This window comes from Vibrio sp. HM8-C (assembly GCF_058630515.1).
Map to the genome: position 1 here is coordinate 1 of NZ_JBMMKS010000009.1, position 16685 is coordinate 16685.

Annotated in this window: 12 protein-coding genes; 4 read left to right on the top strand and 8 right to left on the bottom strand. The window is 45.0% G+C overall.

The features are described 5' to 3' along the window. Positions 1-177 precede the first annotated feature (177 nt). From fre to trxA, 6 genes are all read right to left on the bottom strand, one after another. Complete coding sequence (gene fre, locus ACOSVQ_RS11565) at positions 178-891, bottom strand: NAD(P)H-flavin reductase (protein WP_491982716.1); 714 nt, start codon at positions 889-891, stop codon at positions 178-180. Positions 892-924: 33 nt separating this feature from the next. After that, a complete protein-coding gene (locus tag ACOSVQ_RS11570) occupies positions 925-1194 on the bottom strand; it encodes a 2Fe-2S iron-sulfur cluster-binding protein (protein ID WP_491982717.1) in 270 nt (89 codons plus the stop codon). After that, complete coding sequence (gene ubiD, locus ACOSVQ_RS11575) at positions 1191-3044, bottom strand: 4-hydroxy-3-polyprenylbenzoate decarboxylase (protein ID WP_491982718.1); 1854 nt, start codon at positions 3042-3044, stop codon at positions 1191-1193. Before ubiD ends, ACOSVQ_RS11570 begins: the two co-directional genes overlap by 4 nt. Positions 3045-3183: 139 nt before the next feature. After that, complete coding sequence (locus ACOSVQ_RS11580; RefSeq protein WP_491982719.1) at positions 3184-4179, bottom strand: hypothetical protein; 996 nt, start codon at positions 4177-4179, stop codon at positions 3184-3186. Positions 4180-4286: 107 nt separating this feature from the next. Beyond that, the gene (rho, locus tag ACOSVQ_RS11585) at positions 4287-5546 is read right to left on the bottom strand and encodes a transcription termination factor Rho (RefSeq protein WP_491982865.1); all 1260 of its coding nucleotides are present in this window, start codon (positions 5544-5546) and stop codon (positions 4287-4289) included. 196 nt (positions 5547-5742) lie between these two features. Next, positions 5743-6069 carry a thioredoxin TrxA gene (trxA, locus tag ACOSVQ_RS11590; RefSeq protein WP_042489933.1) on the bottom strand — a complete coding sequence of 109 codons (327 nt, stop codon included), beginning with the start codon at positions 6067-6069 and terminating at the stop codon, positions 5743-5745. A gap of 135 nt (positions 6070-6204) precedes the next feature. Between trxA and rhlB the strand changes: the two genes are divergently transcribed. Both rhlB and gppA read left to right on the top strand, forming a co-directional pair. Then, positions 6205-7509 (top strand): ATP-dependent RNA helicase RhlB, encoded by a 1305-nt coding sequence (rhlB, locus tag ACOSVQ_RS11595; RefSeq protein ID WP_491982720.1) that lies wholly within the window; start codon positions 6205-6207, stop codon positions 7507-7509. A 7-nt stretch (positions 7510-7516) separates the two neighbouring features. After that, positions 7517-9010 (top strand): guanosine-5'-triphosphate,3'-diphosphate diphosphatase, encoded by a 1494-nt coding sequence (gene gppA / locus ACOSVQ_RS11600; protein ID WP_491982721.1) that lies wholly within the window; start codon positions 7517-7519, stop codon positions 9008-9010. 61 nt (positions 9011-9071) lie between these two features. On the opposite strand, the gene ACOSVQ_RS11605 is transcribed toward gppA, so the two are convergent. Further along, the gene (locus tag ACOSVQ_RS11605) at positions 9072-12506 is read right to left on the bottom strand and encodes a hybrid sensor histidine kinase/response regulator (RefSeq protein WP_491982722.1); all 3435 of its coding nucleotides are present in this window, start codon (positions 12504-12506) and stop codon (positions 9072-9074) included. 127 nt (positions 12507-12633) lie between these two features. Continuing rightward, a complete protein-coding gene (locus ACOSVQ_RS11610; protein WP_491982723.1) occupies positions 12634-13824 on the bottom strand; it encodes a 3-phenylpropionate MFS transporter in 1191 nt (396 codons plus the stop codon). 326 nt (positions 13825-14150) lie between these two features. On the opposite strand from ACOSVQ_RS11610, the gene ACOSVQ_RS11615 reads away from it, so the two are divergent. Continuing rightward, positions 14151-15989 (top strand): DUF294 nucleotidyltransferase-like domain-containing protein, encoded by a 1839-nt coding sequence (locus ACOSVQ_RS11615; RefSeq protein ID WP_491982724.1) that lies wholly within the window; start codon positions 14151-14153, stop codon positions 15987-15989. Between the two features lie 57 nt (positions 15990-16046). Continuing rightward, a complete protein-coding gene (locus ACOSVQ_RS11620; RefSeq protein ID WP_491982725.1) occupies positions 16047-16676 on the top strand; it encodes a 3'-5' exonuclease in 630 nt (209 codons plus the stop codon). The last annotated feature ends 9 nt before the right edge of the window (positions 16677-16685 follow it).

A 16685-nucleotide genomic window follows, 5' to 3' on the forward strand; every position in this document is an offset into this window, starting at 1 on the left:
AGCTGAAGCCTTGCGACGTCTGCTGTGTCAGTGAGGCGGCATTATAGGGAGGAATTAAAACAGCGCAAGTGCTTTTTTGAAAAAACTTCAAAAAACATCTCGTTCGTTTAATAAAGCAGCAAAAATAACAAAAAGAGGGCTTTTAGCCCTCTTTTTCATCTTGAAATCACTTAGTTTTTATATAAAAGCGTATGCATCAGCAAACATTCTTTCACTCAGTGCTTGTTTGCTTTGAGTGAATTGTTCTCTCGCTGCGCCAGCCATTTCAAAGCGTCCCGCAATATAGATATCAAAATCTTCTAGAGATTCGAAATCCGCACTGATTGCTTGCAAGACATTACCTACTTTTCCTTGCCAGTTAGCCTCTGCTTCTTCAACTACTGGAATAAAATGGACATTTTCATATTTTGCTGCAAGTTGTTCGAGTTCAGTTAAAGCGTAAAGCTGACTTTTGTCTCTTGCACCCCAGTATAGGTAGATAGAGTTAGTTTTATTCTGGGCAACACAATGATCCAAGATTGATCGAACATAACTAAATCCAGTACCACCTGCGATAAGCAGTAATGGGCGCTCGCTATCTTCTTTTACCCATGCATCACCATGCGGTGCATCGATTTCAACGTCAGTTTGCTTTTCAAGTGCTTCACGCATGAGCTGTACAACTTCGATGGCATAAGCGTTGTGCTCTGCTGCTCCAATGTGTAACTCTAGCTCCCCTTCATGACGACAAGGGCTACTTGCAATAGAAAATGGGCGCTTATCTTTTTCTCCCATAACTACCATTAAGTACTGACCTGCTTTGAAGGCAACAGGCTGTTCTGGGTGAAGCAGTATCTGATATGTGTTGCTAGCTAAAGACTGTATCGACTTTACTTTACATTTAATTGTCATGTTTATCCTTCTTACTTACTCTGCAAAGTTAACTTATTCTGCAAATGTAAGTACTAAATGACTTTCTGCTATTGCTTGACAAGGGAATATCCATCCTTCGGCTTGCTCTTTCTCTGTAAGCATAGGCTCTAAATGGTAACTGACATCCCCTTCTATTTTTCGGCACAGGCATGCAGCACACGCTCCCACCTGGCATCGATGAGGAAATGCAATATGGCTGTTGAGCGCTGCGTCCAATATCGTTTGCCCTTTTTCAACTTCAAACTGAAGTTCGCTTGGCAGCAAACGTACAGTAAAAGTCATAGAATTTCTAATTCTTCCCACATAGCGTCAATTTTTGCTACCAACTTAGGGTCTTTGTGAATAGGTGTACCCCATTCACGCGTTACTTCACCTTCGAACTTGTTGGTCGCATCCAAGCCTAGCTTAGACACAGATCCATCTTGAGCAGAAATGATGTAAGTATCACGAGCAGGATCCATTCTTGTGGTGATAGCCCAGATAATATCATTCCAATCTCTGGCGTTCACATCGTCATCACACAATACGACAAATTTGGCATCCGTATATTCTGCTAAAAACGCCCATACGGCTTTTAACAGAGTTTTAGATTCACCAGCGGCATACTTACGCATCGATATAATCACTATTCGATTTTCTGTCGACGGTGGAAAATAGATGTCTTCAATTTGCGGATGACGACGTTTGAATTCTTCTATATCTGCTTCTGTTATCTCATGTGATGCTCTGGATTCAACTTTAGGCGTCATCGCTAATTCCGCCTCCCACTTGATGGTTGCATCTAGTCCCATTTTGGAACCCAGTCCAGCCACTGGCGAAGCGAAATCTAAAGAGTCGATTGGTGTGTTCTCAATCATCAAAGTATCGCGCGCTGGGTCCATATGCTGACACATGGCTTTAGTAACAGAATTCCAATCCCTAGCATTCACACTTTCATCAAGCACAATCACATATTTGGTGTACATGAACTGACGTAAGAAAGACCAAACGCCCATCATGACTCGCTTAGCATGTCCCGGATATTGCTTCTTCATTGTTACCACAGCCATGCGATATGAGCAGCCTTCCGGCGGTAAATAGAAATCCACGATTTCAGGAAACTGCTTTTGAAGAATAGGAACAAAGACTTCATTGAGTGCAACACCTAGAACCGCAGGTTCATCAGGCGGGCGACCAGTGTATGTACTGTGGTAAATCGGCTTGTTGCGCATAGTCACATGAGTCACCGTGAAAACATGATGGCGTTCTACTTCATTATAGTAACCAGTGTGATCACCATAAGGACCTTCATCTGCATATTCATTCGGGTCGATGTAACCTTCTAATACGATCTCTGCACTCGCGGGTACTTCTAAATCATTACTGACCGATTTCACAACTTCCGTTTTACTACCACGTAATAAACCTGCAAACGCGTATTCGGATAGTGTGTCAGGCACAGGAGTTACCGCACCTAAGATAGTGGCAGGGTCGGCACCGAAGGCCACTGAAACAGGGAAACGCTCGCCAGGATTTGCTTCCATCCACTCTCTAAAGTCTAGAGCTCCGCCACGGTGAGCCAGCCAACGCATAATGATTTTATTTTTGGCGATTTTTTGTTGACGATAGATACCAAGATTCTGGCGTTTTTTGTTTGGACCTCGAGTAATGGTTAAGCCCCAAGTTAAAAGTGGCGCAACATCATCAGCCCAACAACTCATTACCGGAATTTTATCCAGATCGACTTCGTCACCTTGCCAAATAATGTCCTGACATGGCGCTTTACGTAGCCTCTTAGCCGGCATGTTTAACACTTGCTTGAATACTGGCAGCTTATCGATAGCATCCCGAAAACCGCGTGGCGGCTCAGGCTCTTTCAAATAAGCCAAGAGTTTTCCAACTTCACGTAAGTCTTGAACGTTTTCACGCCCCATACCGATAGCTACACGCTCTGGAGTACCAAAAAGATTAGTAAGAACAGGTACATCGTAACCAATCGGGTTTTCAAACAGTAATGCAGGACCAGATTGACGTAATGTTCGGTCGCTGATTTCCGTCATTTCATAATGCGGATCAACAGGATGCGTAATACGTTTGAGTTGCCCGTTGGCTTCTAGATGGTCAAGAAAATCACGTAAGTTTTTAAAGCTCATAACTGCTCTGAAGATGATTAAACTGCGCGCAGTATAGCAAAAACAATTTGCTATCGGTTTGTTTTCTCTCTTACTTAGTTTTCACTTTTACTGAAAGGTCTTCTGATGAAAAAGTGGCCGAGATACTTACTTCAAATAATTACTGCTGAGAAAGAACGTGCAAAATGGCTTGGCTTTCTACTCGTCGGTTATTGTTGAGCAACTCTTTCAACCAAGGTTGATATCCCTGCTCTACCAGCGCTTGTGCTACTACAGGTGCATCAGATGAGTTTTCTAGACGTTTAACGAGGAACTGTTTAACTTCTTCAGTAAAAGGTTTGGGTATTTTGACTAAATACTTCAACGCATTACTGGCCAGCCTTGGGTTATCAGCTGCAAGCATAATTTGCGAAATCGCGAAATCATCACCGACATTGGCTAACCTGTTTAGCTCTTGTTCAACATAAAAATCAGCTCGCATTAACCACAACAACTTATACAGCGCTAGATCGCCAGTCACTTGAGCCATTTTAACCATGACGGTTGAAGATGGTAGCCAACTAACGACCTTTACATCCGTTAATTGTTTAACCAAATCGTTTTGAACTTTATCAGATAAATTGACAAACTCACTCAGTAACAAATCTTCACGTTCCTGCACTAAGTAGTCAGGACCAGTCAACCAGTCTTGCAGATTCAGCTCGCCACTTTCCGCTTTAAGCATAAAGTTAACCACACTCTGATCTTTCTTCCATTGCTTCGTCAATCGATGGGCTATCGCTATGTAATCAAAAGCGGGAACAGAAAACTCATACCCTTGCCCTTTCTCTAGGACTTGATAAACAGGCACAATGTTTTTTTGCTTTTCAACGAATTGGAACAAATTTTCAGACAAGGCAACTTGGTGTTGCTCTAAGTGTTGCAACAATAAAAAGCGAGCAGCTTCCTGTTGTGGCAACGAAATTCGTTCCACCGCAAAAGAAAGAGCATCTATATCGTCTTTTATTGCCAGATCGACCAATTCCGTCACTTTCTGTTGTAGTTGGCTATCTTCAAGCAGCTTTTGCTGGCTCAATGATGACACTTCAACAGCAGAGACTGGTGTCCAAACTAATAAAAGAGAGAGGAATAAACTAAACAACAGTCCTTGTTGCATATTAACCTCCTGTTAACATTTCTCATAATTGTCGTGTGGTAATGAGAAGAATGCAAACAAAAACACCACCCAATGGGTGGTGCTTCAAAATAATCAATGTTTATTCATTACTGACGGCGCATTGCGTCAAAGAATTCATCATTAGTTTTCGTCATTGCAAGCTTATCAATCAGGAATTCCATTGCGTCGATTTCGCCCATTGGGTGAACGATTTTACGCAGAATCCACATTTTTTGCAGCTCATCAGGCTTGGTTAGAAGCTCTTCGCGACGAGTACCAGAACGGTTGAAGTCAATCGCAGGGAAAACACGTTTTTCTGCAATCTTACGGTTCAAGTGCAGTTCCATGTTACCTGTACCTTTGAACTCTTCGTAAATAACTTCGTCCATCTTAGAACCAGTATCAACCAGTGCTGTAGCGATGATAGTTAAGCTACCACCTTCTTCTACATTACGAGCTGCACCGAAGAAACGTTTTGGACGGTGCAATGCGTTAGCGTCCACACCACCAGTCAGAACTTTACCTGATGACGGAACAACTGTGTTGTATGCACGAGCTAAACGAGTGATAGAGTCAAGAAGGATAACAACGTCTTTCTTGTGTTCAACAAGACGTTTCGCTTTCTCGATAACCATTTCTGCAACTTGAACGTGGCGAGATGCTGGTTCATCAAACGTCGATGCAACCACTTCACCTTTTACAAGGCGTTGCATTTCAGTTACTTCTTCTGGACGTTCGTCAATAAGAAGTACCATCAATTCACATTCAGGGTGATTGCTAGCAATACTTTGGGCGATGTTTTGTAGCAACATAGTTTTACCCGCTTTTGGCGGAGCTACAATCAGACCACGTTGACCTTTACCGATAGGAGAAGCTAGATCAAGAACACGTGCTGTAATGTCTTCAGTCGAGCCATTACCACGCTCCATTACCATACGCTCATTTGCGTGCAGTGGAGTTAAGTTCTCAAATAGGATTTTGTTACGAGCGTTATCAGGTTTGTCGTGGTTAACAGTGTTCACTTTTAGTAGTGCAAAGTAACGTTCACCTTCTTTTGGCGGGCGAATTTTCCCGGCAATCGAGTCACCTGTACGCAGGTTGAAACGACGAATCTGGCTAGGAGATACGTAAATATCATCTGGGCCAGCAAGGTATGAACTGTCTGCACTACGCAAGAAACCAAAACCGTCTTGAAGAATCTCCAAAACACCGTCGCCAAAGATATCTTCACCGCTCTTCGCGTGCGCTTTTAAGATGGCAAAAATAATGTCTTGTTTTCTTAGACGAGCAAGGTTTTCTAAGCCTAGGCTTTCACCAAGTTTGACAAGATCAGATACGGGTCTGTTCTTCAGTTCTGTTAGATTCATTGTGGTGGATACTTGTTTAGTCAAAATAGGATCTATTTTCTAGTTAAGATGGATTTGGTCGTAGGACTGACCAAGAAGTGAACACTTGTTTAATTTACGTGCGATAAACTAGCACTAAATATTAGCCTAGTCTAGAAATTGTTTTTTACAAAAACAAAACCGTACATATTTCTATGTACGGTAAAGTTAAGGCGAATTATAGGTTTGCGTCCAAGAACTCTTTAAGTTGAGTTTTAGATAGCGCGCCTACTTTGGTCGCTGCTACGCTGCCATCTTTGAATAGCAATAGCGTAGGAATACCACGAATACCGAACTTAGGTGGTGTACCTGCGTTGTGGTCGATATTCAGTTTACCGATAGTGAGTTTACCTTCGTATTCTTCAGCGATTTCATCAAGAATAGGAGCAATCATCTTACAAGGACCACACCATTCTGCCCAAAAATCTACTAGAACCGGGCCTGCAGCTTTGATTACATCGTTCTCGAAACCATCATCAGATAGCTGCAAAATTTTATCACTCATCTTCCACTCCAATGTGTTTTTTTCTGCACTGATTATTACCAATCAATAGACTGATTGTCGACTAACCAGTAAATAGATGCTCTATTGGAATGTATTTACTTCCGTAATGCAAGTGGAAGCTGATATTCTATAGCAATGAAAAAGACACATATCACAGAGCAAAAATTCGCCGACTTGGATTTACATCCCCAAGTAATTGAAGGATTGGAAAAAAAAGGGTTCGAGTACTGTACCCCTATCCAAGCGTTGGCGTTGCCGGTACTGCTCACCGGCCAAGACATTGCAGGCCAGGCCCAAACGGGTACTGGTAAAACCATCGCGTTTCTTGCTGCGACTTTTAACCATTTATTGAAAACTCCAGAAGTTGAAGGCCGTAGTGCTACTCAGCCTCGTGCAATCATTATGGCTCCGACGCGTGAACTCGCGATTCAGATCTATAACGATGCGGACACGTTAGCTGCAAGCACAGGTCTTAAGGCCGCACTGGCTTATGGTGGCGAAAGCTACGATAAACAGCTGGGCAAACTTCAAGAAGGTGTGGATATCCTGATCGGTACAACTGGCCGTATCATCGATTTCTACAAGCAACGTGTTTTCAATCTAAACAACATTCAGGCTGTGGTTCTGGACGAAGCAGACCGCATGTTCGATTTGGGTTTCATTAAGGACATCCGCTTCTTGTTCCGTCGTATGCCTGAACCTAAAGATCGTTTGAACATGTTGTTCTCAGCGACGTTGTCTTACCGCGTTCAAGAGCTAGCATTCGAACACATGCACAATCCAGAGCATGTGGTGGTTGAGCCTGAGCAAAAAACAGGTCACCGTATTAAGGAAGAGCTATTCTACCCTTCTAACGAACATAAGATGGCGCTACTACAAACTCTGGTTGAAGAAGATTGGCCAGATCGCGCAATCATTTTTGCAAATACAAAACACCGCTGTGACAACATCTGGGGTGCACTTGCAGCTGATGGTCATCGCGTTGGTTTGTTGACTGGTGATGTTCCACAGAAAAAACGTGAGCGTATTTTAGAGCAGTTTACTAAAGGTGAAGTGGACATCCTTGTTGCTACAGACGTGGCAGCACGTGGCCTACACATCCCGCAAGTAACACACGTATTTAACTACGACCTACCAGACGATTGTGAAGATTACGTTCACCGTATCGGTCGTACTGGTCGTGCTGGTGCAAGTGGCCACTCTGTTTCGTTTGCTTGTGAAGAGTACGCGATCAACCTGACTGCAATTGAAGAATACATTGCACACTCGATCCCTGTGTCGGATTACGATCCGTCAGCGCTACTAACGAATTTGCCTAAACCACTGACACTACGCACGTCATCTCCACAACGTCGTACAAACACTGGTGGTTCTCGCAACAACGGAAATCGTAAGCCACAAAGACGCCCACGCGCACCTCAAAAGCAAAAGGATTCGTAATTCATCTATGTGCCAGACTGTTTCTTCACCGTTATATGCCGCGATTGATTTAGGTTCTAACAGCTTCCATATGCTGATAGTTCGACATGTCGACGGCAGCGTTCAAACCATGGCTAAAATTAAGCGCAAAGTGCGCCTTGCAGCCGGTTTAGATGACAATAACGCGTTAAGTCATGAAGCCATGCAACGCGGTTGGGATTGTTTGGGTTTGTTTGCTGAACGCTTACAAGACATCCCGCACGAGAATATTCGTATCGTAGGTACAGCGACACTGCGTACAGCGACGAACATCAATGATTTCCTAGTAAAAGCGAATGAAATTCTAGGACATTCAATTGAAGTCATCTCTGGTGAAGAAGAAGCTGCCACTATCTATAAAGGCGTCGCTCACACCTCTGGTGGAATCGGGCGCCGCTTAGTGGTGGATATTGGCGGAGCCAGTACCGAAGTGATTATCGGTGAAGGCTTTGAAGCAAAAGCGTTAACCAGTTTAAAGATGGGATGTGTGACTTGGCTTGAGCGTCATTTTAAAGACCGCCAACTCAACAGCACCAACTTTAACAACGCAATAGATGCAGCGAAAAAACGCTTAGCTCCTATTTTGGAACAATACACCGAGTTAGGCTGGGATGTATGTGTAGGAGCAAGCGGAACAGTTCAGGCTCTACAAGAGATCATGTTGGCTCAGGGGATGGATGAAGTCATCACTTTGGCTAAGTTAAATCGTCTCAAAAAACAGGCTATGCAGTCTGATCATCTTGAAGAGCTTGAAATTGAAGGGCTCACTTTAGAAAGAGCGTTAGTTTTCCCAAGCGGTTTATCGATTCTGATCGCTATTTTTGAATCGTTAAACATTGAATCTATGACACTTGCCGGCGGTGCTCTGCGCGAAGGCTTGGTCTACAACATGATGGATGACTTGCGCCAAGACGATATTCGTTCACGCACCATTCATAGTGTCCAAACACGTTATCAGATTGACCAGTGCTACGCACAACAAGTATCAGAACTTGCCAGTAAACTGCTGGCTCAGTGTGGCGGTCATAACTGGATTACAGAACCGCAAGCGGAGATGCTGTTACTCACTGCGGCGCAATTGCATGAGATTGGCTTATCGATTGATTTTAAGAAAGGTGGTGAACACAACGCTTACCTTTTACAAAATCTCGATTTACCTGGCTTTACCCGTGCACAAAAACATTTACTGGCAGAGTTAACAAGACGCTACCGCGAACAGTTAACTACCCTACCAGAGCAACACGCACTATCAGCCATCAGCAGTAAACGAGTTTTACGCCTACTACGCTTAGCGGTACTTCTTAGCCACCGTCGTTGTGTAGACTTAGAACCTAATGTCGAAATTTCTGCCGATGGCGACGAGCTGACTCTATCTATAGAAAAGCAATGGCTACAAGCTAATCCATTAACTCGAGCAGAGCTCGAACTGGAAGCAAACCGTCAAACGGATATGGGTTGGCCATTGAACATTCACTCCAATTAGTGAATACCGACTTAGCGTATCTAGCACAAAAATTTAAAAGCCCTCAAATGAGGGCTTTGTTTTATCCGATTCGATTGAGTAGTGCTCGTAACTTGAGCGGCTTAACAGGCTTTGCCATAAAACTAAAACCATTGGATTTAATACCGTCAAGGATATCAGGACTCCGGTCCGCACTGATAATCACGCCTTCGAAACAATCGCCAAGACGTAATCTGCACTGCTGTAGGACTTCTAAACCAGTACGTCCGTTGTCGAGACGGTAATCAGAGAAAATCACATCTGGGATCCACTGATTATCCAAAGCTTTCATACTCTGTTTGATATCCAGTGCTGTTTTTACCTCACATCCCCAACGTTCAAGCAAAGTTTGCATACCAACTAAAATGTCTTTCTCATTATCAACACACAGTACGCGCAGGTGTGCTAAATCATGCACCGCTTCAAGTACCACGGCTTTTTGTGGCACAACCTGAGCGGCTTCGGCTTTATCTAGTGTCAGTGAGAAAACACTACCTTGATCCGGCCAAGAACGCATTGATATCTCATGCCCAAGCACAAAGGCTATCCCTTTCGATATAGCAAGTCCTAGCCCCAAACCTTGGTCAGAACGAACTTGGCTACCTCGGTTAAACTCTTCAAAGATCTCTTGCTGTTTATCTTCTTCAATACCGATACCGTTGTCCCAGACATCAATACGAACTTTGCCCGCGACTCTTCTCACACCAAGAACAACCTTTCCTTTCGGGTTGTAACGGAAAGCGTTAGTTAAAAAGTTCTGAATCACACGGCGCAGCAATTTAGGGTCAGAGTGGACATAGAGTGACGATGGAACCGTGCTGAAGTTAATGCCTTGCTGACGTGCCAAAGCTTCGAATTCTGCTTTTAAGTTCGCAAGCACATCATTCACTTTAAAGCTCTGCAAATTCACTTCGAGTTTGCCAGACTCCAAACGGGAAATATCCAGCAGGTCACCAATCAAATCTTCCGCAGCGCTCAGCGCACTTTCAATATGGCGAGATAGCCGCTTAGATTCCTCTTCTTGAGCCACTTCAGATAGAGACGAAGCAAACAGCCTCGCCGCGTTCAGTGGTTGCATTAAGTCATGACTTACCGCCGCTAAAAAACGCGACTTAGATTGCGACTCTTGATCGGAGCGCTGAGTCGCAGACACCAGTTTCTTATTCAGAGTTTCCAATTCACGAGTTCGTTCTAATACTCGCTCTTCCAAGTTTTCATTGGCTTCTTGCAGTGTGCGTTCCGCATCTCGGAAAACCGTGATATCTGTAAAACTCATTACAAACCCGCCGCCCGGCATAGGGTTACCTTGCACTTCTATTACGCGGCCATCAGGGCGAATACGCGAAGAGGTGTGCCGCGTCCCCTGCTCTAAGTGATATACCCGTCGGCGAACATGTTCTTCTGGATCACCGGGACCACACAAACCTTGTTGAGCGTTATGACGGATGACATCCGCTATTGGTCTACCAACTTGAATAAGTCCCGGAGGAAAATCAAACAGCTCTAGATATCTTTGGTTCCAAGCCACCAGCCTGAGCTGTTTATCCACTACCGCAATGCCCTGACCAATATGTTCTATCGCCCCTTGCAATAAACCTCGGGTGAAGTCATAAAGCTCGGAGGCCTCATCAACGATAGTCGCTACCTCTTCCAACTGCATATTGCGACCTTGCAGAGCAGAAGTAAGCACTAACTTGGCTGAAGATGCCCCAAACACACCAGCCAAAACACGCTCAGTGTGACGAATCAATGTTGCTGGCGCTTGCTGATTCGGCATCAAGGTTTCACGTTGTTGATCCCAATACTGACCAAAGGCAGCGCGTACACGTTGTCGTCCGACAAAACGCGAGGCCAGCATTTCGAGCTCCGCAACCGTGACTCGGCTTTGGTACAAACTGATATTTTCGTTTTCCGGTAATGGCGTGCCAACGAAAGATGCCGACTGTAGCCGTTCGCTTAAACTTGAACGCGTCGCAATAGAAATCACCACATAGCAAATGGTATTCAAAGTAACGCTGAGCAGCATGCCCCAGTCAGAACTTTCTAGTCCCATATTGCCGAGAAACTCAGGTGGAGTGATCACCCACAGCAGCACGTTACTTTCATGGTCGCCCGCCAACATATTGGTGGCGCTCATCAGAGTAATCAGCCATAAGGTGAAACCCACCAACAAACCAACGTATACGCCTTTGCGATTTCCCTCCCGCCAGTACATACCGCCAATCAGCGCTGGGGCAAATTGAGTAATAGCGGAGAACGATAAGAAACCAATCGCCGACAGAGACGGAATGGTATCGAGAACCAGATAAAAGCCCCATGCGCCGAGCAATAACAGCAAGATCAAAGTGCGGCGAATAATCACCAGCAGACCAGAAAAATGGCGGTGATTTCTTTGTGATAAGCGCATGCGGCGCAGCAGTAAAGGCATCACCAAATCATTGGATGCCATGATCGCCAAGGCAATGGTGGAAACAATCACCATGCCTGACGCAGCGGAAGTGCCACCTAGAAACGCCAATAAAGCAATGTCATTTGCTCCAACCGCAACGGGAACACTAATCACAAAGGTGTCCGGCGGCGTACCACTTAATAAGCTCTGCCCAACCCAAGCGATAGGTAAGACAAAAATCCCCATCAAAGTTAGATAGGAAGGGAATAGCCAGCGCGCGGTATGTAAGTCTTGCGCACGCTCATTTTCTACCACCATAGTATGAAACTGACGTGGCAGACAGATGATAGCTATCATGGTCAAAATGGTGTGCACTAGCAGCGTCGGCCAGTTTGGCGCCTGATAGGTTTCCCGCGCGACGTCCAACAGCGCAACATCTTGCTCGCTCAACGCAAGATAGAGAATGAACATGCCGACCACAAGAAACGCAACCAGCTTGACGATGGACTCAAAAGCAATCGCCATCATCATCCCACGGTGATGCTCGGTGTTATCGATGTGGCGAGTACCAAACAACATGGTGAATAAAGCTAAGGCTAGAACGACAAACCAAGAAACATTGTCGTCCTGATACCCTAGTTGAGTTCCGAGATCAGGGGCAATAATATTCAGCCCCATCGTAATACCACGCAATTGCAAAGCGATGTAAGGCAGAATTCCTGCCACTGCAATCAGAGTGACAGCAACAGCTAAACCTTGTGATTTTCCATAACGCGCTGCAATGAAGTCTGCGATAGAAGTAATGTGCTCGCGCTTAGCGATCAGAATTAGACGAGCCAGTATTCGCCAGCCAAGGGTGAAGACAATAATAGGGGCAATATAAATCGGTAAAAATGACCACGGGTTTTGACTGGCTTGACCAACCGTACCGTAGAACGTCCATGAAGTGCAGTAAACCGCGATAGATAAGCTGTATATCCAAGGGCGCCATTTCGCCAGCCAACGTGTCTGGCGATCGCCATACCATGCAATGAGAAACAGCACGCCTAAATAAGCGAGCGAGACTGGAACCACCAACCAACCCTGCATCCGACTTCCCTATTCCCTGTGAAATCTCTGAATGTTCTAAAACCGTCTTTGCGGCTATAAAGAAATAAAGCTTCTTTAATAGAAGCTTTATTAAACAGGTATGGAATTTTAACTCAATCTGGTTGGGTTAATTTTGTGCTTCAGGCTCCGCTTTATTGATCGAAACATCTTTAACTTGTGATGGAAGCAATTCCACTTTGACGAACAACGCCAGAACGCCCATCAGCGCCATTCCCCAGAACACGCCTGCACCCCAGCTTTCGTAACCCCAACCGCTCAAAGTCGTCATCATCGCGATGACAGCACCAAGCGGAATGGCATTGTAGAGTGCCTGTAAAGCAACCATTTTGTGTTGCGGTGCATGTTGAATGTATTTAATGGTCGCAATATGAGCCAAAGCGAAGGTCACACCATGCAAAGACTGAATCGCCACCAAGGCTACCAGTGCCGTGGTTGACGCCGTTAAACCCCAACGAGCGATTACCCCTAGTGCTGAAATCACAAATAGAGTGCGGATATTCCACTTGGAAAATACACGTTTACTGATGGCAAATATCAGAATTTCGGAGACCACACCTAAGCTCCACAAGTAGCCGATGATGTCTTCCGAGTGGCCTGCGGCACGCCAGTGGATAGAACTAAAACTGTAATACGCCGCGTGGCTGCCTTGGATAAGGGCAACCAGTAGTAGGAACTTAATTACCGGCCATTCACGAAGTAATTCTGTGAGTTTGGGACGAATTTTATGCTCATGATTTTCGGTCACTGGCATAGCGGAAGGGTTACGCAGACTAATTAGCAGAGTAACAAATGCCCCAAAAAATGCGGTGTAAACGATCATGTCTGAGCCGTACAGTACAATCAGGTAACCCACAACCGTAGAGCCGGCAATAAAGGCAATCGAGCCCCACAAACGAGTGCGACCGTAATCCAGCATGTTACGTTTGGCATAGTGGTTAGCCACCGAGTCAGACAACGGTAATACTGGTCCACACACCATATTGAATAGAACAGTCGCTAACGCGAGTAACCAGAAACTGCCACCGGTAAAAAAGTGGAAAGCGATAAACAGCATCAGTGCTAACGTCACCCAACGCAGTGCTGGCAGCAGATGTTCCACTTTATGGATACGCGGCGTAATAACTAAGTTCGCTACACAGCGGGTAGCAAAACCAATCCCAACTAGGATACCAATGTCGCTGGCAGGCACACCTTGCCCTTCAAACCACAGCGCCCAAAACGGTAGATAGACACCATAAGCGAAGAAAAAGCCGAAAAAGTATTGGGAAATCCATCCGTAGGGAGAGGGCTTAAACATTAGATATCCTAAACAGCATGAGAGAAATAAACGCCGCCATTATGCAATGAGTCACGCCCGCGAAAAAGGGAACTTTGTTAAACGAACTGTTTCCCCTATCACAACTTTCATTGTGCACAAAACGGTGCCATTAGACCAAAGTCGTCTGGAGGGTAGAAAGAAATTTGTCACACTTAAGCTAGATATTTCTCTCTGGTGAACTTCTGTCGCCGCAGTCAAAGCTAGTGTTGTTGCAATAACGATGACATCTGCAAGATTGGCAACACCAATAACAAGATTAACTGCAACTGAAACAAGCAGACTGCGCCTGCAAATAGGAAGGGTATATGCCTGATAAATTCAACATGCAATCTCCACCCTTTGATCGTTTGACCTCTGATCAACAGAAAAAACTGCGCGCTTCCTTAGACGTAGCTTATTACCGATTAGGTGCCACTCTGCTGAAAAGCGGACAAACTAGTACTCATCTGCACGTGCTAATTAAAGGCACAGTCGAAGAACGCTCGCCAACAGGCAAAGAGATATTCGCCCATTACGCGAATGATGACATGTTTGATGTACGCGCCCTATTTGAAGAACATACTCGTCATCAATACATAGCACTAGAAGATACGCTTTCTTACCTCATTCCGAGAGAGGTCTTCCTTTCTCTCTATTCTGAAAACGGGCAGTTTGCCGCTTACTTCGATAACAACTTAGCCAAAAGACAAGAACTGATAGAAGCAGCTCAGCAGCAGAAAAATATCGCAGAATTCATTCTGACCAAAGTGGACAACTCCATCTACTCTCCGCCAATGATTGTCACTCCTGAGCAATCCTTAAAAGCCGTTACAATGCAGATGAAAGAAAGCGGTGTGGATGCTGCTTTGGTTAAGCTTGCGGATAGTGACATTCGCCTGATTGACTCGACTCATCACCCGTATGCCATTGTCACTCGAACCAATATGCTGCATGCGGTGATGTTGGATGAACACCCGCTTGATACACAGGTCGGAAAAATCGCGACCTTCCCTGTGATGCACGTAGATGACGGGGATTTTCTATTTAATGCCATGGTGATGATGACGCGAAACCGCGTTAAACGAGTGATGGTGTGCGATGGCAACAATGCCATAGGCATGCTCGATATGACGCAGATCCTAAGCACCTTCTCCACCCACTCGCATGTACTGACGTTAGCGATTGCAAGAGCATCCAGCGTAGAAGAGCTGTCACTGGCATCCAACAAGCAGATAGAACTAATTGAAAGTCTACTTAGCCGAGGGGTTCGTACCCGTTTCATCATGGAGCTAATTTCTGCGGTCAACGAACAAATCATAGAAAAAGCCTTTGAATTGGTGGTGCCACCAGCACTGCATGATCACTGTTGTTTTATCGTATTAGGCTCGGAAGGACGTGGCGAACAGATACTCAAAACCGATCAAGACAACGCTTTAATCATCAAAGACGGATTGGAATGGCACCAGTGCGAGAACGTCATGCACGAACTGACTCATACCTTGCTGCAACTTGGTTATCCCTTGTGTCCGGGCAAAGTGATGGTCAACAACCCTAAGTGGGTGAAGAGCCAATCTCAATGGAAAAAAATGCTCAGTAGTTGGGTGAATAACGCGAAGCCAGAGCAAGTGATGGATATTGCCATCATGGCAGATGCTCACGCGATTGCAGGTAATAAATCGCTGCTTGCTCCAGTCAAAGCGCACTTAAGTCACTTAATGGCAGATCAAGAACTGATTCTGACAGAGTTCACCCGCCCCGCTCTGAACTTCTCTGTTCCTCTTACTCTGTTCGGCAATGTGAAGAATTCCAAAACTGGCTTGGATATAAAACAAGGCGGCATTTTTCCTATTGTGCATGGCATTCGAGCCTTGAGCTTAGAGCACATGATAGAGCCAAATAACACTTTCGACCGTATCAACGAACTGGTTAAACGACGTGTTTTGGAGAAACAGACCGGTGATAACCTCAGCGAAGCACTTAAACAATTCTTTAAGCTCCGCCTTGCTCAGCAATTAGGAAACCAGCAAAACGGCGATCAGAAAGGCAGCAACAACATCGATATTAAACTGTTGGATCGTACCGAAAGAGACCTACTCAGACACAGTCTGCATGTGGTTAAAAAATTCAAACAATGGCTTGGCTATCATTACCAAATACGAGATTAGGCAAATCAGAGACTAGGGCAGATACGAGATTAGGCAGTTCCGAGATTAAAGGTGTGTATGAATTGGATAAGTCGACGCTATTGGCGCCACAAACTAAAAGGCTCTAGCTACCAACCACTGTTTGAACCGAACAGTGGTAATGAGTATGTCTCACTTGATTGCGAGACCACTAGCTTAGACCCAAACAGAGCGGAGCTTGTGACCATAGCGGCAACCAAAATCATTGATAATCGGATCATCACCAGTCAGCCTTTTGAGGTCCGCCTTAGAGCCCCTCAATCGCTGGATTCCAATTCGGTTCGTATTCACCGTATGCGTCACCAAGACTTAATCGACGGGATTTCAGAAAAAGAAGCGCTAACGCAGCTGATTGATTTTATCGGTAACCGACCTCTGGTTGGCTATCACATCCGCTACGATAAAAAAATCTTAGACATCGCATGCCGAAAGCAGCTTGGGTTTCCATTACCAAACTCACTGATTGAGGTAAGCCAGATATACCACGACAAACTCGAACGCCACCTGCCCAATGCTTATATAGATTTGAGTTTGGATTCTATTTGTCGACACCTCGATTTACCTCTTCAAGACAAACACGACGCACTGCAAGATGCCATTTCAGCCGCATTGGTTTTTGTTCGTCTCACTCAAGGTGACTTACCTAAGTTCACATCCTCCTATCACTAAAGTCTAGCT